The sequence below is a fragment of the Sorangiineae bacterium MSr11954 genome (genome assembly GCA_037157815.1).
GTDB lineage: Bacteria > Myxococcota_A > Polyangia > Polyangiales > Polyangiaceae > Pendulispora > Pendulispora albinea.
Genome location: CP089984.1, coordinates 10,107,099 through 10,133,888 on the forward strand (window position 1 = coordinate 10,107,099; position 26,790 = coordinate 10,133,888).

The following is a 26,790-nucleotide window of genomic DNA, read 5'->3' on the forward strand; positions in this document are numbered from 1 at the left end:
GTTCGGAAGATTGAGCACCGAGCACTCGGACGAAGTCGATATCGCCGGCGGCGGTGGACAGCAACGGCTGTTCGCGGCGCATCTGTCGCGCGCGAGGTGAACGCACTGCAAGCCGGATTGGCAATCGGCGTGGCCATTGCGGGTATCGCAGCGCTCACCTTCGCCCTGATTCGGCTCGGTGCAGGCGGCCAACGAAGAAGAAACAGCGAGGAGGAGGGCTCCGAACACGGAGATGACAAGGAAGTAGCCGCGCATGGTGCTCGCTATCTGGGACGGTCCCGCGCGCACCAACCTATCGGCGCTCGCCCCTATTCCGCCGTGGGTCGATCATTCCGCGCCAAGCGGGAGACGTCGTTCGCACACCCTCGAAATTGGACGAAATTGGCCAGCACCGCTCCCGCGCCGGCTCGGGCAGCCCGGCGTTCCATGGAACCAATCCTTCCGCGCGGAATACGAAGTTCCCGCAGGCGGAATACCGCGTTCCGCGCGCGGCCTTCGCATTTCATCGTGCAATGGGAAAAGTACGCGATACATATCACGAATAACGATATGGAGGGATTTTTGCAATTACAGGCGTAACCCCTACGGAGGAGGGAGGGTACAAATGAAGACCATGTTATGGAAAGACATCGTCGGGCGTGCGGCCGTGGCGCTTGGCGCGCTCGCCGTCATGCCGATGATCCAGGCCGGATGCCGTGCGGACGACACGAATGACGAGCCCCCGGGGGCGACCGCGCGCGGTGTTTATGCGCTCGACGCGAGCGAAGGCGAGATAGCGCTCATCTCGTTCATCGACGGTACGCGCTATTGGGTTTGGAAGAACACGCCCGCGTGCCCCGCGTCCGGCGATACGAACACCTGCGGCGAGTGGGGAACGTATGCCGTGACGGGCGACCAGCTCACCCTGACCGACGATCGAACGAAGGCTTCGCGATCGCTCCCCTTCCAACAAAGCACGGCGGTGAAATTACCGGCGCTCACGCCCGCGAACATGTCGGTGGGGATCCTCGATGGTCTGGTGGGTGGTGGCGGCTCCCTCGTCGAGACGCAAAAGTCCATTTCGGGAGAGGTCAGCATCGGGGGACGATCCATGCGCCTCCTGACCAACCCCGTCGAGCTCCTGACGAGGTGCGAGGCGCGCGAGGCAGGGAGCGGGGCGATCCCGGGGGCGCCGTCCCCGCAAGAGAACTTCGAGCGCGGCGTCTTCCGCTCCGGCCAATTCGCACCGGGCGGCACATACGATCCGCGCACGGCGGCGCAGGGCAACCTCTATCGCTCGGCCACCGCGACCTCGCACCACTATGCGCTCATCAGCGATCGGCTCCCCGCCGGAACGACCTGGGAAGAGGCCAACGCGGCGCTCCAACGTTTCAATGGGCCGACCGGGCCCGCCGTGCGCGGCGAGGGGGACGATCCCAATTCGACCAAGGGCTGGGTGGTGGACCCCGTTTTCAACTTGCCCATCGGGTGCGTCACATTCGAGCGTGGAAACGGCTGGGCGCGGAACACCACCCAATGGAATCACCCGTTCATCGGCACCATTACACGTTACGTGGTGGACGGCGGCAATTGCACGTTTCGCATCCTCACGGTGGGCGAAGGCCAGGGCGGCGGCATCGTCAATCCGCCCACGACCACGGGGCAGGGTGTCACCGCGGGCCGCCACATCGCCAACGCGATGGGCGGACCGTCCATCTTCCGCGATCTCGACCAGAAGCTCATTCAGTCGGTCCGACCGGCCCGTGCCGGCGGCGGCTGCTGAGAGCCGCTCGCGCAGCTCAAATGTTCACGTTGGCTCACGCCGGCTCACGCCGGTTCACTTCGGGGCGGCAAGCAGCCGCGCGGCCAGTCCCGTAAAGACGGTGCCGCTAAAGATGTTGAGCGCCCGGGCCATACGACGGCTTCGGCGCAGCGCGGATGCCACGCGCCCCGAGAGCAGGCCGACCGTCGCATCGACCGCGAGGCCCAAAAGAACGAGCGTGACCCCGAGGATGAGAAACTGCATCGTCACGGCGCCGCGGCCGGGATTCACGAACTGCGGCAAAAACGCGACGTTGAACAAAATGACCTTGGGGTTGAGGAGGTTGGTGGCCGCCCCCTGCCAGAATGCCCGCGTACGGGTCGGCCCCGCGCGTCCCGCGACCGCGTCATCACCTTGCCCCAGGTCCAGCGCGCCACGGTCGCGAAATGATTTGACCGCAAGGTAAATGAGGTAGGCCGCGCCCGCCCAACGCAGCACCTCGTAGAGCGCTGGCAACCTCGTGAACAGCGCCGAAAGCCCGAGCACGGCAGCCATCGCATGCAAAAACGCGCCAAACGCTACACCGAGCGCGGCCATCAAGCCCGTCATGGGCCCACCGCGGCCGCCCATGGCCACGATAAACATCATGTCCGGGCCCGGGGTCACGCACAGGCCGAAGGCGGCAACGATGAAAGCGGCATAGGACGATGCGTCGGGCATCCCGGGCAGATAGTGGCGCATGGCCGCCGTGGCCAGGGGTGATTCACATGCCAGGTTGCGCGCGGAGGGAATGATGAGCTCCGCAATGGCGTTGGATGGCGATGGCTAGCATCGGTCATATCGCCGTGGGATGCCTCGCCGCGCGGCTGGAATCATCGGCCGCGATCTCCACGCGCACCCTGGCCGCGAGGATGGTCGCCTATTCGACCTTGTCCTTGCTGCCCGATCTCGACGTCTGGGCCTTCGAGGCGGGGATCCCTTACGAAGTGTCAACGGCCACCGAAAACTGACCCATCTCGGCCATCAAAAACTGACCCACCCCGCCGCGATGGGGGGCACTCACCGCGTGAGCGCCGGCACCTCCTGGGTCGCTTTGGGTTTGCTCTCGTCAGATCTTGAATCTGTCTTTTTGGTGGCCGCGGCCGGGACACGGTCTCCCGGACCGCGAGTGACGAGGACCTCCGCATGCTGGGCCAGACGGTCCAGGAGTGCGGCCGTCAGCTTGTCGTCGACGAAGACCCGGTTCCATTCACTAAAAGCCAGATTCGATGTGATCACCGTTGCGCACCGTTCGTGCCGGGTGGACAAGACGTCGAAGAGCAGCTCTCCGCCGGCTTTTTCAAACGGTACAAAGCCAAGTTCGTCCACCACCAAGAGTGAAACCCTTCGCAGTCGCTCTTGCAGGCGAGAAAGAGCGCGTGCATCCCGGGCCTCGGTCAGTGCCCGGACCAAGTCGGAGGCGCGGTAAAAGAGCACGTGGTGGCCGCGCTTGATGGCCTCGATGGCGAGCGCGATGGCCAAGTGCGTTTTTCCGGTGCCCACGGGGCCCAAGATCACGATGTTGCGCGCCGTCGGAATCCAGGCACCACGAGCCAAGTCTTCGACGCGGGCGCGTTCGAGACCGTGTGGCCTCCGCCAATCGAATTGCGACATCGTTTTGTGCACGGGCAGACGAGCCGCTCGCATGCGGCGCCCAATCGCGTGCTCGGCGCGGACTGCGAGCTCGGCGTCGAGCAACGCCCGCAAGTACTGCAACGGTGACCAGCCTTCGGCCAGCGATTGACGTCCCAGCGTTTCGCACTCTCGTGCGACGGTCGGCAGCTTGAGTACGCGCGTATGGGCGCGTACGGCGGCCAAGAGCACGTCGTCGGTGCTCATGCCGATGCCCTCTCGAGAAGCACGTCGTAGCGCGATAGGTCGGGCGTCTCGACCGCGTATTCCGATAATGCCAGCGGGACAGCGGCGAGGGTTTCGGTGCGCCTTGTGCGTTGCAGAAAGGGCACCAGCGTACCGCACGCAAGGGCGGTGATGATGGCTTGCTTGACCCGACCGACTCCCTCGCGGTCAGCGCGCTCCAACCACGGAGCCAGTCTTCGTGCAGCTTCGATCAGGTCGGGCGAATACCGATTGCAAAGCGTCTCCCAGAGCTCGGGCCATGGTGAGCCGAATTGTACCACCAACTCGTGAGCGACCTGGCGCAGAGCTTGTGGCTTGCGCGATAGTGGCAGTAGCAAATGCCGATAGTCGATACTTCGGCCACCGAAGGCCACGCGAGGATGGCAGATGGTCTCGTCGCCTTTGGCGAAGGTGACGGTGTCGATGCCTAGGAATAGGTCGACCATCTGACCGCACCACCGACTGGGCACCGAGCGCCCGCGACGAGGTAGCTGGCGTGGTGGCGAAGCTGCACGGTGCGCACCTGGCGGCCGTCAAAAGGCGCTGGGAGAGGCCGCAGCGCGCTGCGCTCGCGGGCCCAGGCCTCGACGTACATCGGATTGCGCGAATGCTGAGCATCGAGGCGTGCTTGCAAAGCCGTGGTCATGGCGGCAAGTGATTCACCGCGCGGAATGGGCACCAAATGCTGGCGACGTACGTGTCCTCCGCGGCGCTCGACTCCTCCCTTGTCGTGGCCTTCGCCGGGGCGGCAAAAACGTGGCTCGAAGGCGTAGTGGGCGCAAAGCGCGGCAAATCGGGGCCGAAGCAGCCGTGGCGCCCCGACGAGGATCTTGGCCACGGCCGCGCTCAAGTTGTCATAGGCCACGGCGGCCACCACCCCCGCGAAGTAGGTAAACGCCGCAACGTGAGCCGCTAAGAACCAAGTGGCGTCTTGTTGCGCGCAGAGCATGGCGAAGTCGCGCCCTGAGTGCATCAAGCGCATCACGAACATCCACGCCTTCTGGCGAATCCCCGAGGGCTCGACCCACACTTCGAAAAAATCCACCTGTGCGAGCTCGCCGGGCGTGTACACCAGAGGAACAGTCACCTCACGCTCACCGCTACGAAATTCGGCCACCAATCGCCGCACGGTGCGCTCGCTCGCCGTGTGCCCGTTTTCACGCAATAGCTCCCACAGCCGCTTGGCCGTCAGCCGCTGTTTGCCCGCCGTAAAGGATCGGCGCGCTCGCCAGATAGCCGCGGCCGCCGTGGCCACCTCGTCGCGCACCGGGCTTGGTCGGACCTGTTTTTCTGGCCTTGGAACCGGAATCTTGTTGGCCCTCACGTATCGCCGAATCGTGTTTCGCGACAATCCGAGCTCCCGCGCCACTTCTCGAATCGGAACCCCTTCGCTCGCCACCTTGTGTCGAATCACTGCCACCACGTCCATCGGCACCATCCCCGGACGACGACTCCCCGCGCTTCGCTCCGCCGGGTGGGTCAATTTCTGGTGGCCGTCGTGGGTCAATTTAACGTGGCCGCGTACACACCGCAAAGGCGCCACGCCTGCATTCGGGCCCTCGGGCGCCGATCATCACGGAAAGCCGGTGATCATCCCGGGCTCGATGGGCGCGGCGAGCTACCTGCTCGCCGGCATGGGCCGCGAAGACGCGCTCGCGAGCGCCTGCCACGGCGCCGGCCGTGCGCTCTCCCGCGCCAAGGCCACCCACGTTCCCAAGGAGGTTTTCGCCGGCGCGGTTGCAAAGCTGCGCGTGGTCGGTCCCATCGATCCCCGTGCGCCGCAGCTCGCGCGCCGTCGCGATATCCTCGACAAGTACGAAAAGCGGGTCATGGAGGAGGCTCCGTATGCGTACAAGCCCGTGGAGCCGGTCATCGATTCCGTCGAACACGCGAACATCGCGCGAAAGGTGGCGCGCCTGATGCCCCTTTGCACCGTAAAGGGGTAGCTCGAACGTCGCCTCGTGCTTTCGCCGCGGCCGTCGGCACTCGCGGCGAGCGGCGCGCGCATCGAGCTACCCGGTAGGGGGCCGCAACAGTAAGAGGTCGGCCGCGCCGCAATACGTTCCGCTGGGGGCGATGGCGCTTCGCGGTCCGGTCGGCCCTGCGGTGGGGCGCATTTCGTCGAATACGGAGATGATACCAAAGTTGTTTCGTGCGATCATGCCATCGGGTGTGACCCACGTGGCGTTTTCGCCACCATCGTTGATGGCCAGCATCACGAGCATCTCGTTTGGCGCGCGGCTCTCGATTCCGGGCGATGTATAGATCCTGGTCATGCCGAAGGAGGTCCGCTGGGCCACACCGTCGAGGGGCGCGAGCTTGTGCACACCGCGGTAGGCGACGAGCACGAGCGCTTCGAGGGACGAGGCCACGGTGGCCGCGAAGTGATAAACGCGTTCGTCCGTCGGTAAGATGACTCGATATGCCCACACGGCGGCGGAGCCGCAAAGCGGAAAATAGTCCTGCACCTGCCACCCCGCCGGAAACGTAATTTTGCTCTCCGCCTTATCGACGTAGATCACCGCGATGAGCAAATCGTCCGCTTGCGCGCCGACAGGCGCATCGATATCGAAATTCACGGCGTTGACGGGCATCGCCGTCGATATGTTGACGAAAACGGGGCCGGCCGACCCGGAGTCACTCGAACGATCGGAATCACTTGAATCACCGTCTTTGGGCGGGCCCATCGCATCGCCCGCGCCGCCTCCACCTCCGCCCCCGGTCAAGGTATCGACATCCACCAGAAAGGAGCATCCTGCCGCCACGGCGATGCCCACAAGCACGCTCGCGCGCAAGGTGTATCGATGCAAACCACGCCGATGCGAGGCGGACCTTGTCATGGGAGCACCCGCGAACGATACGCCGCGTTAGCCCCTCGAGCATCGCTGTTTACGTTCCATTTGAGGATGAGGTTCTCGCGCAACCGAGTGCGGTCCTTTTATTGACGTCATTGGAACGGAACTGCGAGCGCGAACCAATCGAAATTAGGACGAGATCCTTCCCAGCGTGACGCCAATGTCCCATTCACACGCGCGCCGACGATTCGACGAGGTCGATCGCGAACGTTCGTCCGCTGCACATCGAACGGCGCGTTGCATGCGGAAGGTTCGTCCTGCTCCGGCTATCGGGAGCGACGAGCCTCCGGGTGCACCGTGTCTCCTCTCCTCTTCTTCTTCTTCTCTTTCCGATCCCGATCCTGGCCGATCCTGGCGGCCTCTCCGGACGAAGGCGGGCGCAGCGCGGCAGGGTGGTGTATGACAATGTACACGCAGCGCACTTGGCCGCGACGCCGTACCGGGCTCGCCAATAGCCGATTTCGGAGTGGATTCGCCTAGGTTCGGTCGGGAGGCCGCAGGTGGGAGCTTGACGCGGCCGCCTACATCTCTATCTTGCCGACGTGACCTTCGGGTCACAGACGCACCTCATAACGGGGGCGATCGGCTTCGACGGAGATGACAACGGCATTGCTGCGTACCGTGGCCCGCTGATCCACGTAAAAATCCGCGGAACGTATAGTTGCGAACGATAACGCACTCGCTCTCGCTGCCTAAAAAACAGTAGAAGCCGTCCGACCGAAGGGCCCGCCAACGCCCTCGGAAGGGCGTCAACGAGTTGGCTAGCAAAGTGTCGGGTTACCGGGCACGGCGCGAAATCAAACAGGTGACTAGCTCCGAGAGCAGCCTGCCGATGGGCGACTTCCGGAGCAAATTAAAATGTCGGCTATGTACGTAGATGCGTGTCGCGTGTGATTTTCGGACCCGGGTTCGATTCCCGGCGCCTCCACTGATGCGATAAATTCGATCCCTCCTCCGAAAGGAGGAGGGTGAGAGTGTCCAGCTTGCAGGGTGGCCTGATAGTATGGGCGACCAAACCTCGAGCTTTGGCGTGAGGGCAATGGCCCCGGTCAGGCGGCGGAGGGCGAGAGCGGATCGCGCCCATTTTGCCTGTCCCTCGGAACTCGACCTACTGCGGCGCTGATTCTGGCGCAGCATTGGGGCGGCAAGCGAATGGATCTCTGGACGAAATTGGGACGTCGGCCGATACCTTTCGGGACGTGCGCGCCGATAACGATCCCGGCGCGCTCTCTTTCTGCGCATGGCCCAGGCGCAAGCAACGTCGCGACGACGATCGCGGTCATGAACGCAAAGGCAAGTCGGGGGCAATTCGAGCGTGAGCGTGCAGGGGCTTTGCATGACGGACCTCCCATGCAGTGGTTCGGTGGAATCGATTTGGAGCGCGCCGCCTACCGGCAGGTTCGGGAAAGCAGGCCGTTGGCGGCCCGGCACGGCGCAGAGAGCCACTGCCGTCCGATGTCGCCTTTGCTGCAAGGAGGTGAACGTCCGGTGAGCCGTGGTCGCTCTTCGAGGAGCCGTTCGAATCTTTCAATCGAGGCACTGCTGGGCAGGACAGCCGTATGGAACAAGTCGGCCGTATGGAAGGAGAGCAGGCGCGCACGCCGAGGATGTCGGTCCGCACACTAGTGCGCTTCCTGTCGTCCATTGGGGCGCCCGTGCGCTCTACGCGTCTGCGGATCGGAGCGCTGAAGCCGACCAGGTAAAGGCGATTCTCGTGCTCGAGCATGTAAAACGCGAGCTCGTCGAGGAGCGATCCCGAGCCCGGCGAGTGCATGGTGCACGTCGTCGAGATGAGGAGGCCGGATACTTCGGCCACCACCCGGTGGCGGCCGCGGATGTGCCCTTGGCAATGACTCCGTATCGAGAACGCCATGCGAGCTATTTCGGTTTAGGCTCATCATTCCCTTCGCGACATCATCAGAAGTGTCAACGCGGCTCTGCGTCTATCCACGATTGGGCAGATTGATTGCGTGTTTCTTGAATAAGGCAAAATACCCTTTCGCGCCGCGGATCGGGCTCACCCGAACCGTGAATGGACGGATCCTTCATCGGCAGTTACGGAACGTGGTGTGCGGTGTCTGATGGTTAAAGGAGCGGCGAGTCGTTTTGCATGTTGGGACATGCAAAAAAAATCTCCGACGAGGCAACGATGTGACCGCCACAACGTCGGGTACGTCGGCAGCGGCTTGCGCTCTGCCGTTGAAGTAGCGGAACGTCGACTTGCAACTGTGTTGTCGCCGCAATGTTTAGAAGAAGCGGGCCGAATTTGCGCGAGTCGAAATGGCCGTTGCTTCGGCTCAGAATTGCGAATCGTAAGGCAATCGAGGTACGACGGGGAATTTCACCAATCGATCGAAATTGGACTTGCGGTCATCAAAGAAGGAATCCACCATGCAGCCGTCTGAAACCGTGGCGGGGAGGGTCTGGCGCCTTTGGCAGCAAGATCGCGAATCGACGGCCCCGTGAGCCGGGGAATGAAAGGCTGGCTATTACTCGGAGCACGGTTCTGCCCTGAGCTACGGCTCTTCCGTCTTTTGACGGTGAGGGCTTCCGGAGGCGCTCCGTGAGCACGGTCACCCCCGTGACGGTGGCGCAGAGGGACGACCTCATCGCCGATACGGCAACGAATACGGCAGCGGGCGCACCGAAAGTTGGAAGTCGCATCCGTGAACACATTCGACTGGATCGACTCCTTGAGCGCGGTGAGGGTTGGATGCTCTATCTCGCCGACGATGAGGCGTGCGCCCACCTCATTCTTGTAGTCATCGCCACATCTACGGCCGCCCTTGAAGCATGCTTGTCCGGTCGGGGAACAGGAACCGTTCTGAATCGGTCGACATTGGGGCTGCTGCACATCGCCGAAGTCATGCTTGAGGAAGCTCACTATCTCCGCTTTTGTGAGCGCCTCCTCGAGCCGCAGCATGCCGCGAGCAAAGAGCTGACGCTCGAATCTCCAAGTTCACCAAACGAAGCGCGCCTCGCGGTGGGTAGTACCTTCGCCGAGCGGTACCGCATCGACGGCGTGCTCGGTCGTGGCGGCATGGGCGAGGTGTATCGCGCATACGACAGCGTTTTTCAACGCACGGTCGCGCTCAAGGTCGTTCTGGACCACGCCTCCGAGAACACACCCGAGCAGCGCGATGACGCGCAACGACGGTTACTGAACGAAGCTCGTCTGGTGTCCGTGTTGAAGCATCCCCACATCGTCGAGATCTTCGACGCGGGCGAGAGCGCGGGGCTGCCGTACTTGGTCCTCGAGCTGTGTGACGGGGGTAATCTTCGGAAGGCCATGCAAGGAGATGCGGGGCAGACCGAGCGTTTGCAATGGCTCACGGAGATCGCGGAGGCGCTCGCCCATGCGCACGACCGCGGAATCGTGCATCGCGACGTGAAACCGGAGAACGTTCTCCTTACTCACGAGCGAAGGGCAAAGGTCACCGATTTCGGCATCGCGAAAGCGTTGAAGCGCGAAGGTCACGAAAGCAACACGTTGTTCAGCATTGTCGGCACGCCACGCTACATGGCGCCGGAGCAGCTCTCGGGCAAAGCCATCGATGCACGCGCCGACCAATACGCCTGGGGGCTTGTCGCCCACGAGCTGCTCACGAAGTCCCACCCACGTTTGCGGGAGGTGAACGCGCTTCGCGTAGACCACGGTGCCACGGTGACGCCGACGGTACCGCCCCACCTGCGTCGCGTCCTGACGCGTGCAATGGCGCCAGAGCCAGAGGCTCGCTATGCCAATTTCCATGCGCTCTTTCTGGATTTGCAGCCTGCGCGGCGCTGGCGCGGGTGGCCTGTGGTCCTCGGAGCGATAGCAGCCCTCGCTGTAGCTGGTGTGACGGTGGGCCGGTCGATTGTCCGTCCCCAGGCCCCCGCCCAGGCAACTTCGGCGACCCCTCCGATCGCAACATTCGACACCGAGAAGGTCGATGCGGAAACGGTCAACCGTTGCGCCCCCTCGGCGCGTCCGCACCTCGCCGCGGGCCTTCAACTTTGGCGCGACGCTTCGGAATGGGAGGCACTTCCAAAACTCGAAGAAGCCACCACGCTGGATGCAGAATGCGCCTCCGCGAGTCTCTATTACATCATCGCCGCGAGCTACACCTTCCCGAAGCGGCGCGATCATTTCCGGCATGCACGCGAGCATCGTGCACGACTGACGGAGCGCGAGCGGCGGATCCTCGACGTCCTCGAGCCTTGGGTGGCCGATCCGCCCGATTTTGCGGAAGTCCATCGCCGGGCTGCCGCCAACTCCGCGCAGATGCCACGCGATCCCGATTTTCGCACGCTCCACGCTCGCGCGTTGGCTCGCATGGGGCGTTTGGATGAGGCTCTTACCGTTCTCGATGCGAGTGCGGCCCTCCAGCTCAATCCCGTGGCGGGCCACGAATACGAGGCGGCACGAATACTCATTCGAAAGCGCGATATCGTCGCGGCGCTCGATCGGTTCGACCGATGCCTCAACGTATCGCCGGACTCCGGGGATTGTCTCCGGTGGAAGGGACTGTTTCTCGCCTCGCGGGGGGACTGCACAAAAGCGGAGGCTGCCTTTCGCCGGCTCATCTCGGTCAAGTCGGACAGTCAGTTTGCGCACTACGCTCTCGCGAACGTGCTGCTCGTCTCGACGCACGATGCGACAGTTGCTCGGAACGCCTACGAACAACGTTGGCGCCACCTCTCGGCCAAGGACTTCCTCTCGACCCCGGCACCGGACGTCTCCCGCCTAACCCCAGAGATCACCTGAGTGGAGCCCGATAACCGGCGTGAACGAACCAGTTGCTCGCGTGCGTCTCGGTGACTCGAAAGCGCGCTCGTCTGGCGATGAGCCGAAGCGCTTTGGGGTGGCGGGGAGCGTGGCGTCGCACGTATTGCTTTTGGAGGGCCCAGCCGGATTCAATTGGATTGAGGTCGGGCGAGTATGGGGGCAAGTAGACGACACGAACGCCGCGCGCCTTGCAGGCGGCTACGACACGCGGGTCGCGGTGGGCGGGGAGGTTGTCCATCACCAGGACGTCTCCGGGGTACAGTCGAGGGAGCAGCTTGCGTTTCAGCCAAGCCAGGAAGCGGGGACGGTTGGCCGTTTTGAACATCGTGCTGAGGACGACCCATCCCGATAGGCGCATCGCCCCAAGAAGTGTGAGGTTCGTGCCCCAGTTCATAGGAATGCGATCGATGAATTCGCGACCTCGCTTCACCCAGGCGTGGCTCCGACTCATGGCCAGGTTTAGGCCCGATTCGTCGAGAAAAACCAGCTTTTCCACGGGAATCCGGAGGATCCTCCGTCGGAAGGAGCGGCGCTTGGCTATGACGTCGGGTCGCTGACACTCCAACGGCCGTCGGCGTTTTTTTTGATGACGTACCCATACCGATGCAGCGCGCGCTTCATGCTGGACACATGAACTCGCGCGCCCCGCGGGCGAAGCCGATTGAACTCCGCCGTAATCTCGTTAGCGGTCGCATCGCGCAGCTTCGCAACAAGCGCATCAACGTCGCCCTGGCCGATCGGGGACGGCGTTCCGCCTCGCTTCGGGTCGGCGCCGAGCGGCACGCCACGACGCCCTCGACGAACCCACCGCTTGACGCTCGCCTCACCGATACGAAATCGAGCGGCAATTACCGCATAGCTTCCGTCGCCAGCTTCGTACGCCTCGACGACCCTGGCTCTCAATTCAAGAGGGTGCGCTTCCGCCATGCCGCGACCAGATCATGCCTCGAGCCAAAGAGCAAGACGCTTGATCGACCCAGGTGAGCACTGGGGTTAACACTACTCAGTCAATTTATGGTGGAGCGAACAGGCGCACCGGAGCGCTGCATCGCGGGCAAGGCGTAGTGAGGCACTGCAGGAGACGCTTCCGAATCGAAGGGAGCGTCGCCGGCCGGTGCGGGTCCTCGCTACGCCGAAGCTTTATTTTCGCGGAGGCGTTCCTGTTGAAGAAACGCGAAGCTCACGAGAGTGAGAAGTGCGTGGTGATGAAGGCCACGCCAGGAGCGACCCTCGAAGTGGTCGAGCCCGAGCTCCTCTTTTAGCTGCTGGTGGCCTTGCTCGATCACCTTGACGCAAACCACCAAATCGTCCTGACAGAGGGATAGCGTGCTCGATCGTGAGCTTGTCGCCGGTAACGACGACGCGCTCAAGAAGAAGACGGACGATCCTTTGGCGCTCGGTGAAGTCGAGCTTGTCGAATCCCTTGCGGAGTGTCGAGGCGAAGGCCGCGAGGTCATCGGCGATGCGTGTAACGCGGGTGGAGTCCATCTGCTGACCAATCAAGTCCTCGCCTCGGAGGCTGACGGAGTCCATGGCACTGTCGAGTCTCTCGCGTCGGGACTTCAGTTGCTCGACGCTGATCGCTCCTCGTTGGTATGCGTCGATCAATCGCTCGACTTGGAGTTCGAGTTGTCGTCTCGCTCCTTCCAGGCGCGCGAGCTCCTTGGCAACGCTCGACGCGGCTTGACGACTTGTTCGCCATAGTTCGAGTTCGCGTTGGAGCATTGCGGGGCTCTGCACCCAAGATCGAATCGCGTCCCACACAACACCGTCGAGTTCCTCTGCGCGCACGCGCTTGGCGGTGCACTTGCTCATTCGCCCGGTGTCGACAGGATCGCGGCGAGCACATTCATAGTAAAAATACTCGTAGCGCTTGCACACGCTCGACTGGTGCCCACACGCCATCTTCCAACCGCACTCACCGCACGTGACGAGAGCCCGCAGCAAGTAGTCATGCTGCACGTTGCGTGGCGCCCAGATTTTGTTCTTCGCCAGCCGTGTCCGCACGCACTCTTGATCCTTTTCGGTAACGAGCGAAGGAATCGAAACGTGTAGCCATTGCGCCCGCGGGCGGATGACGTGCGAGCTCTTCGCGTTCTTACGATATCCACCAGGACGACGCGGACGCTTTGGCTCTGCGGGTTCGCGTTTGCCGTACGTCGCCATGCCCGTGTACGCAGCGTTGGTCAGGATGACGTGCACGCTGCCTGCGACCCAGATCTTGGCGCGGCGCGGCTTGATGCCGAGCGCGTTCAATCGTTTGGCGACTTGCCGTGCACTCAGCCCTTCGTCGAGCACCCATCGATACATCGCACGGACATTCTGCGCCTCGACCTCGTCGATCACAATGCTTCCACCGGGCACGGCCTTCGTCCTGACGATCGCGTATCCGTACGGCGGTATTCCAAAAGGAAGCATTCGACCTTCGCGCACTTTGTGCATTCGTCCTCGCCGCGTACGTTCCAGGATCTTGGCACGCTCGTACTCGGCGATCACTCCTTGCATCTGGACAAGCAGTCGATCCTCCGCACGCTCGCCGACAGGATGTTCAACGAAGTGTACGCGCACCCCACGCTTGGTGAGCTCTTCGAGGATGACCTGCTGATGGACGTAACTTCGCGCGAGCCGATCAGGACAATATATGTAAATTACATCTATCAATCCATCTGCCGCGGCGTCGCGAAGTGCATCGAACGCGGGGCGGTCCAAACGCGACCCGCTGAATCCTTCATCGACATAGCGCCGATCCGGCGCGATGCTCACGCCACCAGCGGCGCACGCGCGTTCGATCGCTTCGACTTGCGAGCCGATCGTTTTCTCTTGCTCCTGGCGCGCCGTTGAAACGCGCGCGTACAGCGCCGCTCGGTTCTTCATGCATCACGCTCCTCGAGAACGCCGACGCTCGTGGGGATGAGGAGCCTCGACCTCTCGTTGTTGTCCGTTTGCATTGCGCGGGCGGCGGCCTCTCGGACGATCACGAGCTTCACCACCTGCCCGAGTCGTTCCAAACCGTCGGATTGCGGTCTCGCGCGTAACTCGACCTTCCATTTTCGCTTCGCCATCGCCGATGGCCTCCCCGCGCGAGGGAGCCCCATCACGACTCGCGCCGCAGGGCAAGTTTTCGGCTACGCCGCGATGTCGCGATCGACGAACCAGCTTGAAAACTCGTCGCTCCAGCGCGAAGCGGACCAAGATTTTACGGTTTGCGTCTGGGCTTCCTCGCACGACCAGCGCGCTTTGATCGCGCCCACGACTTTCCGAAGCGATGCGTCGGTTGGATGGTTCGTTAGGTAGTACTTCTTTTCGCCGTTCGCTCGTTCTTCACAGACGAGCCAGGCCTCCGTGCCGGGCAAACGGCATCCGACGCCGGTTCGCTTGCCGTCTGCGATGGCGACGCGACAACGAGCGAAGCGGGCACTCATCGGTCTGCCTGTCGTCGTTGTTCGCCAGGTGACTTTCTTGAATCCTTTATCACCGAGGGCCTGAATCATCTCCGAGGCGGCATCGACGGGGTGACTCGGAATCGGATGTTTCTGATTTCCGATGCGAGCTGGCATCTTGATTTTCACGTTGGCCGGATAGACCTGTTGAGTCGACTGTACTCCGAGTGCCCAGAGCAGCCCTTCGCTCGAAAGCGCCTCGCGAAACTCTGTGCAGTGGCCGTAACCGGCGTCGGCCAGCACCGTCCCGAACCGAACGCCCGCTTTCCGAAGGCGTCTCACTTCGTCGATCGCGATCCTCCACTTCTCGCGAAAGACGACGTTGTCCGGGATGCCCACTTTCGCGCGTCGCTCCGGGTCGGCAGCCCAATCCATCGGAACGTAGAGCTGCAAGGACAGCGGAAGGGGAACGATGTCGTTGGCCAACGTCACGGACACCAAGCACTGACAGTTCGCCTGTTTTCCGAGCGCTCCGCAGTACTGATGTGCGACGCCAACCGATTCGCTTCCCTTCTTTGGGAGTGCGGTGTCGTCGATGATCAAGAACGCATCGTCCGCACCAAGTAATGCATCCGCCTTCTCCCACAGCACTTCTTCGACCGCCGCGGCGTCCCAAGCAGACTCGCTTACGAAGTGACGCAACTCCTGCTCGTGACCAGGCGCAACTCGCTCTGCCAGCGGCTCGATACTCTTCCGCTCGCCGGGCAGCAGTAGCCCTCGCAGGTAGAGCGGTGCCCAATACCTGCGTTTCTTCGTCCGCCACGCCGCGAGAAAGGGCTCGAGGAACCGATCGAAGCGCTGCTCCCAACCTGTCGAAGACACGGCCCACAATGAAGCAGAGCGGCCGCCGAATGGAAAGTAAAAAGTGACCGAGTAGTGTTAAGTGCGTATTCCGACGTGACTCGGGGATCGATTCCAACGACACCCGGGGCCTCATTCCAACGTGACCCGGGGGCCGATTCCTGGGCACCCGGGGACGCATTCCAACGACACCCGGGGGCCGATTCCTAGGCACCCGGGGACGCATTCCAAAGGGGGCGGTCCCCCCCGCAGCGGCGAGCAGGGTCACAGCTTCATCGCGTAGACAGGCGCGATGTCGGAGCGAGTGTCCATGCGGAAGGTCCGAGAAGTTCTCAGATTGAAGTTCGAGTGCGGGCGCAGCCACGCCGAGATCGCGGCGTCGGTGGCAATCGGTGAGACGACCGTCGGCGATTACCTGGCGCGCGCACGTGCCGCGGGGCTCGCGTGGGCGGAGGCCCGGTTGCTGAGCGACGCCGAGGTGGAGGGGCGGTTGTTCCACGATGGTGGCCGTAACGAGCCGCCGTCGCGCGTGCCGATCGATTTCGCGTGGGTGCATCGAGAGCTGTCGCGTCCGGCGGTCACGTTGCAAACGTTGTGGGTCGAGTACCGCGATGGGGCGATGGGTCAGGCACCGCTCAAAGCCTACGAATACAGCCGCTTTTGCGCCTTGTATGCCCAGTGGAAGAAGAAGCTGAGCGTCGTCATGCGCCAGGTGCATCGTGCCGGCGAAAAGATGTTCATCGATTACTCAGGGAGAAAGCCACACGTCGTCCATCCATCGACCGGAGAGGTTTACGAAGTCGAGCTGTTCGTCGCGGTGCTCGGCGCGAGCAACTATACGTACGCCGAGGCGACGCGCACGCAGAAGGTCGCCGACTTCGTCGGCTCGACGATCCGCGCCTTCGAGTACTTCGGCTGCGTCCCCGAGGTCGTCGTGCCCGATCAACTTCGCAGCGCCGTTTCGGGGCCGGATCGGTACGAGCCGGACATCAACCCGACCTACCTCGAGATGGCGCAGCACTACGGCGTAACGGTGATTCCGGCGCGGCCGAGAAAGCCGAGGGACAAAGCGAAGGTCGAGGGAGGCGTTTTGATCGCGCAGCGGTGGATCCTCGCGGCGCTCCGGAATCGGACTTTCTTCTCACCCGGTGAGCTCAATGTGGCGGTCCGCGAGCTGCTCGAGCAGCTCAACAAGCGCCCGTTTCAAAAGCTCGAAGGATGCCGGCACTCGGCCTTCGAGACGATCGACAAGCCCGCCATGCGCCCTCTGCCCGCTCACCGCTACCAGATCGCGAAGTGGCGAAAGGTGAAGGTCAATATTGATTACTGCGTCGACTACGAGCACCGACTGTACAGCGTGCCGTACACGATGGTGGGGGCCGAGGTGGAGATTCGTGCAACCGCGACGAGTGTCGAGATCCTGCACCAGAGCGAGCGCGTGGCGTCCCACGTGCGCAGTTATGGTCCGAAGGGCACGGCGGTGATCTGCGACGAACACCGGCCACGCGAGCACCGCGACTATGGCAAGTGGCCGCCCGAGCGCGTGGTCGCGTGGGCCGAGAGCATTGGCGATCAGGTCGGTGAATTCGCGCGTCGGGCTCTCGGGCAGCGTACGCACCCAGAGACCGGATACCGTACCTGCCTCGGGGTGATTCGGCTCGCCGACCGATACGGCAAGGCTCGCGTGAATGCGGCGTGTGCTCGTGCGCTGAGCATCGGCAGCCCCACGTGCAAGAGCGTGACGGCGATTCTCAAAAATGGCCTCGACCGCGCGCCGCGGGTCGAGCCCCCAACTCGAGCGCCCATCGCGCACGAGCACATTCGCGGCGCAAGCTACTTCGATACGGAGGATGAACGTGATCCTGGAAGAAACGATTCAGAAGCTCGTCGAGATGAAGCTGCACGTGATGGCACAGACGGTGCGCGAGATGCACGCGTCTCCCCCGACGGAACCCCTCTCCACTGACGAGGTGATCGGGATGATGATCGACCGCGAATGGGTGGCACGGGAAAACAAGCGACTCGAACGTTTGCTCAAAGACGCCCGAATACCCAATGGCGTGAGCCTCGAAGAGCTATCGTGCGAAGCAGGCCGCGGTGTCGACCGCTCCTTCGCGCGTACGCTCGGGGCTTGCCACTGGGTCCGAGCGAAACAGAACGTGATCGTGGTCGGAGCAACGGGAGGCGGAAAGAGCTTTCTCGGTGCAGCCCTCGCCCAAGCGGCGTGCCGGCAAGGCTTTCGGGCGCTCTGCATTCGCACGTCGCGCCTGCTGGAGCAGCTCGCCGTCGCGCGTGCCGCGGGCACCTACGCCCAGGCGCTCGCGCGCATCGCGAAGATGTCGGTCCTCGTGCTCGACGATTTTCTGTTGTCGCCGATGACGGAGATCGAGCGGCGCGATCTGCTCGAAGTGCTGGAGGATCGGTACGACCAATCGTCGACGGTGATCACGTCGCAACTTCCGACGAAAACTTGGCATCAAGCCATCGGCGAAGCGACAATGGCGGACGCCATCTGCGACCGCCTCGTGCACAACGCCCACGTGGTGACCCTTCGGGGCGGCTCGATGCGGAAGAAGAAGGCGATTGCCCCCGAGGTGACCGAAACGAAAACCTGACCACGCTCGTCGCTACGCTCCGGGCCCCGCGTCATGTCGGATTGAGCCCCCGCGTCGGCTTGGAACAGCTCCCCGGGTCCTTCGGAATATGCAGTTAAGCGACGAATATGCGATGGCCCTTGTCAGTGGAGACTTCGACAATGCTCTCCACCTCGTCCGACAATGGAACGAGGCTGTTCGAACCAGCAATAATGGCCGTTTCCGCGGCATACCTCTCTTGCAGCTCATCGAGCTGCTGCGGGAGCTCGGCCATGCGGAAGAAGCCCGCTCGATCGCTGGAACGGCACTACGAGAACATCGCGCCTGGACGGCCGACGAGACGTTCGACGGCGATATCGAATTTGCGCGATTAGCTTATATCACGGGCTCGATTGACACGAAGAAGTACCGCGAACTTAGGGACGCTTGGATTCGGGTGAGCGATCGGTCCCCCGTGGAGACCTGGCTAAGCGGATTTGCGGGCCTTTCCGGCGTGGGCGCCGAGATGGCACCACCTATCGCACCAGGTGAGTATGCTCAAGACTGGATTGAAATGTCCGCTGAGACATTTTCGCGGGCGTCGGCCGAACTGATCCGCGTCGGCCGCACCCAAGACGCGGTCCAGCATGCAGACGCGGCGGCACAGTGCTGTCTCGCATTTGATCCCATGGAGTACGTGCATGGCCAGGTTGCGGCAGCACTGGCCCACGATGCGGCGGGCGACACAGCAGCCGCGTGCACACGATATACGTCATTGCGAGAACTCTTTGCGAAGTTCCCGAAGAGCGCCAGTTTTCGCTTGGCAACGAGGCGCTTGAAAGATCTCTCGTGCATGCCATCGGCAAGATGACAGAAGGCCACTACCTCCGGTTCTTCTTTTTGGGCTCACTGTATAACACGAAAATACTAGGAGAACGATTATGCCAACCGACGAAAATATGGATCACACAGAAGATGTCGCCGCAACAGAACCCGTCGAGTCTCCACTTGCTTGAGCGAGTGCAGCTCCCAGGAAGCTTTTCCCGCCCCCGCGGCGCCCAGGACGATCACATTCGGCTTGGCTCGGACCCATTGGCACGCTCCCAGCGTCCGCGCGAAGGAGCGATCGCCACCGCGCCCTGCCTCGCACGATAGCTCCTCCAAGCTCACGCCATCGGGGACTCGCGCGTCTTTGAGCAGCCGATCGAGCCGCTTACTTTCTCGCGCGGCCCACTCCATCTGGCGAGCGCGCCGAACCTTTACGGCGGGCAAACAGCGGCTGACGGCCAAGCGGCTGGGGGAGCTATTGCGTGAAAACAGGCACACGGCGAGCGAGCGCACCGTGCGGCGATCGGTGGCCGAATTTCGTAGCGATGAGCGTGATGTGACTGTTCCCCTGGTGTACACGCTCGGCGAGCTCGCACAGGTGGATTTTTCCGAGGTGTGGGTCGAGCCCTCGGCGATTGGTTCGGGTGCCCAGGAGCGTGTTCGGTTTTGGTGTTCGGCGGTTTCTCGATGGGCCGAGCCGGAGGCGGGCGGCGGGGCGATGCGCTGGAGCTCGCGCCGGATGGCGTCGCGAAGAAACGCGTCGCCCTTGAAGTCGAGGCGAAAGCGAATGCGCCGGGCACGAACGCCTTCACCGAGATCCGCGCGAGCAGCTCGTCGAGTGATGCGGCACCGAGCAAGGTGGCGGCGCGCGACATGGCACCAGGGGAGCAACGGACACGAAGCGGGTCAATAGGACGGATCCCAGCGCGGCCGTCGCGCAGACCATGCGACTGAGCGGTGCAGCCCCATACGCTCGGCGCGCCTCGCGCCGATGCGTTCGCACGATCGCCACACGCGCGACAGCGATCCGCCCGTCCGAGAGGTCCCGATCGCGCGCCGCCCGTCATGAGCCCGCAACCCGGCGATACGACATTTAGAATGAATCGAAACGTGATGTCGCACCAAAACTATTTATCACTTTCACTCCACCCACCACACAATTCAATCGAATGATTTGACTCGACATTCCAGCCGTACACGAGCGTCACGCGTGCCCGTCGCGATTTTCATCTTAGATGTCTTTTGGACCATATTTCGATTAAACACGCCTCATCGATTGATGCGATCCTAAATCGACATTAATCACTAAACGCTTCCGAGTGGCGTCCTGCGCTCCACCCCGATGCGAGCCGAGCAATGACGACGGCTCAACACGCTCGCAGGCGTCGCGCGAAAGTCGCAATTGGAGGTAGTTGCCATGGACACCATCTCGAATCGACTGATGGATACTTGGGTTTCGCTCACGTCTCTGCCCATCCTCGCTTGCGCCCTCGCCGGTTGCTCCGCGGATACCGGCGCTGCCGACGCGACGAACGTGACCGACGAAGCGACCACCGCCGCGATCGAGGACGATGCGACACCGAACCCGGAATCCGACCTCCGGCCCGGGGTCGTCGGCGATCCCGCCGTGAGCCGCGACGCCTTGGGCAGATTGACGGTCTTCGTTCGAGGCGGCGACGACGCGCTCTGGTACAACGTGCAGGCCAGGTTCGGCGATCGCTGGGGTCGTTGGCGGCGGCTCGGTGGACGCATCGACGCGAACCCGGCGGTGGCCCCGAACGCCGACGGCCGCCTCTCGGTGTTCGTGCGCGCCGCGGGCTCCGGCGCCTTGCTCTCCATCACCCAAGTCGCGCCCAACGCCGCGTTCGGTGCATGGGTCAACCACCGCGGCATCCTCACCTCCCAACCCACGGTCGGCCAGAACCTCGACGGTTCCCTCGAGGTGTTCGTGCGCGGCACCGATAATGCCGTGTGGGTCCTCCGGCAGAGGGAACCCAACGGAAGAAGGTTCACCCCATGGTCCTCGCTGGGCGGACAATCCGCGGGCGAGATCACCGTCGCGCCCAACGCCGACGGCAGGCTGTCCCTCTTCATTCGCAGCACCACCACCGCCAAGACCAACTTGCAGTACAGCCACCAAGTCACCTCCAAAGGCCCCTACAGCGCGTGGGAGCCGCTCCTCGGCGAGCTCGGCTCGCTGCCCGCCGCGCAGCGCGGGGCCGATGGCCGGGTGGATGCGTTCTACATTGGTTTCAACGAGAATGCCCTTTGGGTCGTCCCGCAGATCGCCCCCAACGACGGTTTCCGCGACCACTTCTATCAGGGCGGTTTCTTCGTGATCGACTCGAAGATAGCCACGAGCCAGCAAGCCGACGGGAGGATCTTCGTCGTCGCCCGCATCCCCGATAACGGCCTCGCCTATCGCCGCCAGGGCGCGCCGGGCGGCGTGCTCCCCGGCGCCTATGTCAGCAACCCCGCCATCGGCAATCGAGCCGACGGCCGCCTCGCGATCTTCGGCGCCGGCCCCGATGGGCAGCTCTGGGTCACGACCCAGATCGCCCCCAACGGCACCTTCGGCCCGCCCACCGTCGTCGAGTAATCGTCCCCACCTGGCCCCTCCCGCACCTCGGCTGCTGGAGGGGCCATCTTTGCTCGTTTGCGCTGGTGCGCGCGGCGAGGCCCTCGGCCGGCCACAAGCTCCAAGCGCGATCTACGCCCGTTCGCATCTCACCCTGGTATCGCCTCGCCGGCGCACCGCATTCGTCTGCCCAAAACACCAACGCTCGCCGCCCCGATGGCAGTCCGTAGCCCTCGAAACGGCGGCTGAATCTTTCTAGGTCCACCCCGCCTCGCCTTTGGAGCGCCAGCAGACAAGAGATTTTGCGCGCCGAGAGAACTTTCGCCGAACACGAACGTCCGGATGCAGGTGCTGAGTCGCCTTCGTGCAACGACCTCCCGAGTTCTCTTCCTGTCCGTGATGGCACTCGGTGCAGCGTTCATCACTGCGTCGAGCCTCGTGTACTTCGAGCAGGATGAGCTTGCGCCGTTCGTCATCGAGAGGCTCCCCTTGCGGTTCGAGGCGCTCTGGCTCGTGTCCTTGCGCGTTCACGTCGTTGCGGCGATGGTCGCGTTCCCGCTCTGCATCTTGCTGATGACGCGGACCCTGCAACGGCGCGCTGTGCTGCATCGATGGCTGGGCCGGATCGCGGGCACGGTCATTCTGTTTGCGCTGGTTCCATCGGGTGCCGTCCTTTCGCTCGAAGCAAAGGGCGGCCCGCTCGTCAGCGCTGGTTTTCTTCTCAGTGGTGCGCTCGTCGCTTGGTTCGTGGTGAAGGGCGTTCGCGCAGCGCGGCGCAAGGAGATGGCTGCCCATCGCCGCGCCATGATGCATGTCTTCGCCCAGATGAGCGTCGCGGTGACGTCGCGCGCGCTGCTCTTCGCCTTCGACGCTGCGGGAATGAGTCCCGATGTCGCGTATGTCGTTGCGCTGTGGTGCCCGGTCCTTGCAAGCGCCGCAGTCGCAGAATCATTGGCCGGATCTCTCAAGAGGATGGTGCAGGTTCATGGTCTCAAGATGGCAACGTTTCTGCGTGCTCGGGTTGTTGCTCGTCCCATCGCTCGCGTCGGCCGCTGACTCCCTCCCGGCTGCCGTGCAGCGCCGCGTCGAGGAAGCGCTTCTAAAGCCCCTGACCGAGAAAGAGAAGGTGCGAAGCCGCTTCTCCCGCGCGCGACTCCCTCCGCACGAACGCCGTGTGCGCGTGCTCCAAGCAACGGCGATCATCGACGCGAGCGGTCGCGAGTACGTCCCGTTTGCAGTCGACGTGCGCTACGGCGACGAATGGCAAGAGGACGATATCGTCGGCTGCGCATACCCGCAGAGCGGTGCGCTCTTTGTAAAGCACGGCGACGCATACCGCCCTGCGGGCATCCTGCTCGGCAAGCGCGCCGACCCCGCTCCTGCGGTGTGCGTTCCGGGTAAGCCGCCGAGCTGAATCTTCGGTATCGGATCGACTCTCCCCCCGCCGCGGGATGCCCCACGGCGAGGGAGGTGATCAACGGTAGGCGATATCTCAGGGAATGCTGTCGGGTGTCCGTTCGGCCAGCGGGACCAGCTGCGCGAAAACGTCCGCAGCGCTTTCGGGTTTGCCCGGGGCGAGGTTCGCCTGCAGGGATGGCGCGTTCGAGAGCGTTGGTGACAAGTCCTCCACGGGCGTCAAGAGAAGCTCGCCATTCTCCTCGTGCGCCAGGAAGCGAAGCTGCTGCAGGGCTGGGATTTCTGCGAGCACCACGCTCTTGGCGCTTCGCGACTTGGCCAGCTGATTGCGCGTATCGTGCGCCGCCTTGGCCAGGTTTGCTTGGCCAAAAACGGATGGAACCCACTTCCCCTTTCGCCGGCGCACCACCATGCCGGTGCGAACCTCACCCCCCGCGATGACCGGATAAAAGAAGGTCCCCATGTCGACGAGCAGCCCCTGAGGGGAGTCACCCGCGCGATACCCGCGCAACGTGTCCAACCGCACCATGCGCATGGGAATGGCCTCGCCGAGAGTAGCCCCATCGAGATCGAGCGATGTCAGGGCTACCGTGCCTGGTTCTCGAGCGAGCTTTCGCAAGGTGGGGAGCGCCGCCAAGGCGGCCCGATCCCGCTCCGGCGAATTCGCAGAGAGGTCCATTGCAGAAGCGGAGAGCGTCTGTGCCTTCGAATTGGCTTCCGCGTCTACCGCGGTCGATGACGGTGCGCAGCCCGCGAACGCGAACAGCGCCAGTCCAATGAAGTAGTTTTTCATTGTCGCTCCCCGTGGACATAACGGTCGGATTGGTGTTCGTGGTCGAATTCGACGCCGCCCATGTATTCGTCGTAGCTTATCGTTTTGACGTCTCCTGCCCCGACGGGGAGCGGATTGTTCAACGTGATCCAGAACTGCACGTCATAGTGAAACGCCTTGCCCACCATGATGTGGCTACCGCCGCCGTGCCAATCCCAGGCAATGATGAATGGACGATGGGCGGTCTCCAGTTCATACTGGATGTTGCGGGCCGTGAGATAAGGCATCCACTCGCTATCGATTCCGTAGATGTCGAGATCCACGGTCGATGGTCGGTTGCACGCCCCCGGCACGGGAACCTTGCAACAGTCGTTGCGGCCAAAGTGCGCATTGGCGAGATCGCACTGCATGAGGGGAACGCCCGCGTCGGGCCCCAAAAATGTCCTCTTCACCATTCGCGAGCTGGCTGCCCAGCACCACTCGCTCTCCCGTTGCCCTTCGAGAGGGACGTCCACGCCGTGGGCATTGGCGCAGACACCGTTCATACAGGAGTATCCCGGGTTGCACTGCGTGCACGCGCTAGCATTGCTTTCGATGCTCGGAGCTTGCGCGTCTCGAAGCTCGCCCGCGAGCTCCATCGCGATGTCGTCTCCCTCCGTACTTTCGCCACTTTCACCAGACGCGCCACAACTGGCAAGTGCCGGGACTACCAGCAGGCTCGTGCCGGCCAGCCACCGCCATCTGAATGTGTTTGTCATGAAGGCTCCTCGAGAGCAGGTGTTTGCCACGCCGCCATCAAGTTTCGAGCCAGCTATTCGTGGTGATTTGATTTCGACGAACCCGCGAACAAAGCGGCCGCCGAGGCGATTGCGCGTACCAAGTGTACCGCCCTACGAGCGGTACACTCCCACGCGCGAGCGCCTTCTTGGTACACTCCAGTACCGAACACCGTGGCGCTCATTGTGCCGGACCGCGCGAGCGCGCGCCTGGCTCTCGAGACGGGTGGACTAGAATCAAGCAAGGGCGCCGGCTGGAACGTCATTGCCAAGGCCTATCCTCACTCAGCGGCTCGAGGCGACGGGGGTTGGCGTTTTTTTGTACGTGGCGGCCGTCAAGGCGCCGCGGGGGTGGTCGATGGCGTGAATTCCATGGCGATCTCCAAGTGCGAGACGATCTCGTCCAATCGCAAGAGGACGGCGCGCGCAGCGGGGGCGATCACCGCCCGCGTAAGATCCTCCTTGTCCGCAAAAGCCGCGATGGCGTCCATCGACGCCCACTGGGTTTCGACGACGATCTGCACGGGCTCTGCGCCGTCCGAAACCAGAACGCGCGCACCGGCAAAACCCGCGATGGGGCGCAGCTCGGGCAACACGTGTTCGCGAAAATGTGCCAGGTAAAGATGGCTTCCTTCCCGTGTAGCCTCGGCGCGCCATACGCGCATGACCGATCGATGGCTCATGGTCGCACCTGGGTGCTCGCGCCTTCTCCGACCACGGTGGTCCACTCGCGCACGCGCCACGATGTGACGCACCCGTTGCGCACGTAAGGATCGTCGGCAGCAAAACGGCGCACCACGTCCGCGCTCTCGGCGCGAAAGAGAAGAACGGCGCCATCGATGGGATCCGCGAACGCGCCACCCAGCAAAAGCTCGCCGCGCTCTTGCGATGCCCATGCCTTTTCGAGATGGGCGCTTCGGTATTGGACGCGGCGCTCGGGATAATCGGCGGTGACGTCATAGAAGAGCAGATAATGCTTCATGTCATTTCTCCTTCGGTCGATGGTACCACCCACCCGTGCGGATCGGGCCCGCGGCCCGGGGTCGAGGCGATGATTTGCTCTTTGACGACCTGCGCGATCCGGCGCTCGTTCACCGAAGGGAAACGCGTATCGGGCGCACGCCAGGCTCGTGACCTTCGTCGAGCAGCTCGCTGCGGAACGCGCTCGCCGATTCACGTGGCCGTTCGTTGGCGGCATATGCCGGATCGGGGTGGCGGTGGTGCAAAAATATCGTACTTTGCCGTTCCGCTCGAATAGGTACAATCGCCCCCAATGAAATGGGTTGGCTGGATTGCTCCGGTTCTTCTGCTCGTGCCGGTGTCCTGCTCGACGGGGAACGCGTCGGGCTCGAGCGACGGGGGGTATTCGGAGAGGAACGATGGTGGCTCGAACACCGATGCGAGCGCGGACGGACCGTCGCCTGCGGGCTGGGAGTTGACCACGTCGAACACCGGCCTGGCGCGGATTGGACTCGAGTGCGCGCGCCTCCCACTTTATGCGGGGCCGAGCAAACCACCCGCCGGCACGATCATCACCGAGAAGCGCATCGCGACGGGCTTGGATCTGTCGGCGGGGAACATCGTGGTCGAGCGTAGCTGTATCCGCCCGACCACCATCGCCAAGGGGTTGCCGGTGGTGACTACGACAGACAACGACGCATGCCGCGGCGACGACTGCCCTGCGGCGCCGACGATGGTCGTCATCCGTGATTCGGAGATCGATGGCACGGCGGTCGCCAGCGCGACTATCGCGTATTCATGTGCGTTCCTGGGGATCGGGACGCTCGAGCGCAATGACATTCACGATGTCGGCAGCGGCATTTGCTTCTTCAACACGGGCGATCATCTCGACGCCGTCGCGCGAGGCAACTACGTTCATCACCTGCGCGCCACGGGTGATCCTGCGTCAACGGGCTCGCACAACGAGGGCATCACCATTCGGGATTTCGAAACCCGCCTCCACCCGGAGCGGCGCGCGATAATCCGCAACAATCGATTCGATTCGTCCTCGGGCAACGATACCGCCGCTTTCTTCATTCAGACCTACGGGGGTGACATCGACCAAGTCCTGCTCCAGGGCAATCTCTTGGAGGGGCAAGGGTATCAACTGGTCTTGGAGGCTGGATTCAACCATGTCTACGGCCGCGCGCTGAATGCCATCGATAATCGCTTCAGCGGAACGGGATATGGTATCGGATACGTCGAGCGCAAGGGGTTGCCCTACGGGTGGGCACTTTGGCAAGACAATGCCATGCACGATCCGGCGAAGCCCGCCCACAGAGGGCAACTGGTCGCGAGCCCTTAGTCTCCCGCGGCAGGGCCCCGCGCCACGTTCGGGCGATCTCC

General features: G+C 63.1%; 23 protein-coding genes, 1 other RNA gene and 2 pseudogenes. 12 read left to right on the top strand and 14 right to left on the bottom strand.

What is annotated here, in order from left to right:
* Positions 1 to 604 precede the first annotated feature (604 nt).
* Positions 605 to 1,762, top strand: coding sequence for a hypothetical protein (locus LZC94_39500; protein WXB13906.1), 1,158 nt, complete (start codon positions 605 to 607; stop codon positions 1,760 to 1,762).
* A 54-nt stretch (positions 1,763 to 1,816) separates the two neighbouring features.
* Here the strand turns inward: LZC94_39500 and LZC94_39505 are convergent, their stop codons facing one another.
* On the bottom strand, positions 1,817 to 2,482 hold the full coding sequence (locus tag LZC94_39505; protein ID WXB13907.1) for a LysE family translocator: 666 nt from the start codon (positions 2,480 to 2,482) through the stop codon (positions 1,817 to 1,819).
* An 80-nt stretch (positions 2,483 to 2,562) separates the two neighbouring features.
* Between LZC94_39505 and LZC94_39510 the strand changes: the two genes are divergently transcribed.
* A complete protein-coding gene (locus LZC94_39510) occupies positions 2,563 to 2,751 on the top strand; it encodes a hypothetical protein (GenBank protein ID WXB13908.1) in 189 nt (62 codons plus the stop codon).
* Between the two features lie 49 nt (positions 2,752 to 2,800).
* Here LZC94_39510 and istB (LZC94_39515) read toward each other — a convergent pair whose 3' ends face one another.
* The 3 genes from istB (LZC94_39515) to istA (LZC94_39525) are packed head-to-tail and all read right to left on the bottom strand — an operon-like array spanning position 2,801 to position 5,051.
* Complete coding sequence (gene istB / locus LZC94_39515) at positions 2,801 to 3,619, bottom strand: IS21-like element helper ATPase IstB (protein WXB13909.1); 819 nt, start codon at positions 3,617 to 3,619, stop codon at positions 2,801 to 2,803.
* The gene (locus LZC94_39520) at positions 3,616 to 4,083 is read right to left on the bottom strand and encodes a hypothetical protein (protein ID WXB13910.1); all 468 of its coding nucleotides are present in this window, start codon (positions 4,081 to 4,083) and stop codon (positions 3,616 to 3,618) included. The genes istB (LZC94_39515) and LZC94_39520 overlap by 4 nt, the downstream gene beginning before the upstream one ends.
* A complete protein-coding gene (gene istA / locus LZC94_39525; GenBank protein ID WXB13911.1) occupies positions 4,065 to 5,051 on the bottom strand; it encodes an IS21 family transposase in 987 nt (328 codons plus the stop codon). The genes LZC94_39520 and istA (LZC94_39525) overlap by 19 nt, the downstream gene beginning before the upstream one ends.
* Between istA (LZC94_39525) and LZC94_39530 the strand changes: the two genes are divergently transcribed.
* Entirely contained in the window at positions 5,038 to 5,583 is a 546-nt protein-coding gene (locus tag LZC94_39530; protein ID WXB13912.1) for an RtcB family protein, read from the top strand. The genes istA (LZC94_39525) and LZC94_39530 overlap by 14 nt on opposite strands.
* Positions 5,584 to 5,649: 66 nt before the next feature.
* On the opposite strand, the gene LZC94_39535 is transcribed toward LZC94_39530, so the two are convergent.
* Positions 5,650 to 6,477 (bottom strand): hypothetical protein, encoded by an 828-nt coding sequence (locus LZC94_39535; GenBank protein ID WXB13913.1) that lies wholly within the window; start codon positions 6,475 to 6,477, stop codon positions 5,650 to 5,652.
* A gap of 589 nt (positions 6,478 to 7,066) precedes the next feature.
* Here LZC94_39535 and ssrA point away from each other — a divergent pair.
* Both ssrA and LZC94_39545 read left to right on the top strand, forming a co-directional pair.
* Positions 7,067 to 7,423: a transfer-messenger RNA gene (gene ssrA / locus LZC94_39540) on the top strand.
* A 1,632-nt stretch (positions 7,424 to 9,055) separates the two neighbouring features.
* On the top strand, positions 9,056 to 11,239 hold the full coding sequence (locus LZC94_39545) for a serine/threonine-protein kinase (protein ID WXB13914.1): 2,184 nt from the start codon (positions 9,056 to 9,058) through the stop codon (positions 11,237 to 11,239).
* Here LZC94_39545 and LZC94_39550 read toward each other — a convergent pair.
* The 5 genes and pseudogenes from LZC94_39550 to LZC94_39570 all read right to left on the bottom strand — a co-directional run bounded on the left by LZC94_39550 (position 11,232) and on the right by LZC94_39570 (position 15,522).
* A complete protein-coding gene (locus LZC94_39550; GenBank protein WXB13915.1) occupies positions 11,232 to 11,756 on the bottom strand; it encodes a transposase in 525 nt (174 codons plus the stop codon). The genes LZC94_39545 and LZC94_39550 overlap by 8 nt on opposite strands.
* A 41-nt stretch (positions 11,757 to 11,797) precedes the next feature.
* Positions 11,798 to 12,187, bottom strand: a complete 390-nt coding sequence (locus LZC94_39555; GenBank protein ID WXB13916.1) for a helix-turn-helix domain-containing protein — start codon at positions 12,185 to 12,187, stop codon at positions 11,798 to 11,800.
* 224 nt (positions 12,188 to 12,411) lie between these two features.
* Positions 12,412 to 12,546: pseudogene (locus LZC94_39560) on the bottom strand (IS701 family transposase).
* A gap of 520 nt (positions 12,547 to 13,066) precedes the next feature.
* Positions 13,067 to 14,134: pseudogene (locus LZC94_39565) on the bottom strand (recombinase family protein).
* 251 nt (positions 14,135 to 14,385) lie between these two features.
* The gene (locus LZC94_39570) at positions 14,386 to 15,522 is read right to left on the bottom strand and encodes an IS701 family transposase (GenBank protein WXB13917.1); all 1,137 of its coding nucleotides are present in this window, start codon (positions 15,520 to 15,522) and stop codon (positions 14,386 to 14,388) included.
* A gap of 271 nt (positions 15,523 to 15,793) precedes the next feature.
* On the opposite strand from LZC94_39570, the gene istA (LZC94_39575) reads away from it, so the two are divergent.
* From istA (LZC94_39575) to LZC94_39600, 6 genes are all read left to right on the top strand, one after another.
* Positions 15,794 to 17,467 (top strand): IS21 family transposase, encoded by a 1,674-nt coding sequence (gene istA, locus LZC94_39575; protein WXB13918.1) that lies wholly within the window; start codon positions 15,794 to 15,796, stop codon positions 17,465 to 17,467.
* Positions 17,430 to 18,116 (top strand): IS21-like element helper ATPase IstB, encoded by a 687-nt coding sequence (gene istB / locus LZC94_39580; GenBank protein ID WXB20307.1) that lies wholly within the window; start codon positions 17,430 to 17,432, stop codon positions 18,114 to 18,116. The genes istA (LZC94_39575) and istB (LZC94_39580) overlap by 38 nt, the downstream gene beginning before the upstream one ends.
* A gap of 88 nt (positions 18,117 to 18,204) precedes the next feature.
* Positions 18,205 to 18,945, top strand: coding sequence for a hypothetical protein (locus LZC94_39585; protein ID WXB13919.1), 741 nt, complete (start codon positions 18,205 to 18,207; stop codon positions 18,943 to 18,945).
* A 1,374-nt stretch (positions 18,946 to 20,319) separates the two neighbouring features.
* Positions 20,320 to 21,501 carry a hypothetical protein gene (locus LZC94_39590; protein WXB13920.1) on the top strand — a complete coding sequence of 394 codons (1,182 nt, stop codon included), beginning with the start codon at positions 20,320 to 20,322 and terminating at the stop codon, positions 21,499 to 21,501.
* Between the two features lie 321 nt (positions 21,502 to 21,822).
* The gene (locus tag LZC94_39595) at positions 21,823 to 22,536 is read left to right on the top strand and encodes a DUF2306 domain-containing protein (GenBank protein WXB13921.1); all 714 of its coding nucleotides are present in this window, start codon (positions 21,823 to 21,825) and stop codon (positions 22,534 to 22,536) included.
* Between the two features lie 16 nt (positions 22,537 to 22,552).
* Positions 22,553 to 22,894: a hypothetical protein gene (locus LZC94_39600; GenBank protein ID WXB13922.1), complete on the top strand. Its 342-nt coding sequence runs from the start codon at positions 22,553 to 22,555 to the stop codon at positions 22,892 to 22,894.
* A 78-nt stretch (positions 22,895 to 22,972) separates the two neighbouring features.
* Here LZC94_39600 and LZC94_39605 read toward each other — a convergent pair whose 3' ends face one another.
* The 4 genes from LZC94_39605 to LZC94_39620 all read right to left on the bottom strand — a co-directional run bounded on the left by LZC94_39605 (position 22,973) and on the right by LZC94_39620 (position 25,426).
* Entirely contained in the window at positions 22,973 to 23,575 is a 603-nt protein-coding gene (locus LZC94_39605) for a hypothetical protein (protein WXB13923.1), read from the bottom strand.
* 110 nt (positions 23,576 to 23,685) lie between these two features.
* On the bottom strand, positions 23,686 to 24,426 hold the full coding sequence (locus LZC94_39610) for a hypothetical protein (protein WXB13924.1): 741 nt from the start codon (positions 24,424 to 24,426) through the stop codon (positions 23,686 to 23,688).
* A gap of 353 nt (positions 24,427 to 24,779) precedes the next feature.
* Positions 24,780 to 25,127 (bottom strand): hypothetical protein, encoded by a 348-nt coding sequence (locus LZC94_39615; GenBank protein ID WXB13925.1) that lies wholly within the window; start codon positions 25,125 to 25,127, stop codon positions 24,780 to 24,782.
* The gene (locus LZC94_39620; protein ID WXB13926.1) at positions 25,124 to 25,426 is read right to left on the bottom strand and encodes a YciI family protein; all 303 of its coding nucleotides are present in this window, start codon (positions 25,424 to 25,426) and stop codon (positions 25,124 to 25,126) included. The genes LZC94_39615 and LZC94_39620 overlap by 4 nt, the downstream gene beginning before the upstream one ends.
* 291 nt (positions 25,427 to 25,717) lie before the next feature.
* Here LZC94_39620 and LZC94_39625 point away from each other — a divergent pair, with 291 nt between their 5' ends.
* On the top strand, positions 25,718 to 26,749 hold the full coding sequence (locus tag LZC94_39625) for a hypothetical protein (protein WXB13927.1): 1,032 nt from the start codon (positions 25,718 to 25,720) through the stop codon (positions 26,747 to 26,749).
* Positions 26,750 to 26,790: the final 41 nt, after the last annotated feature.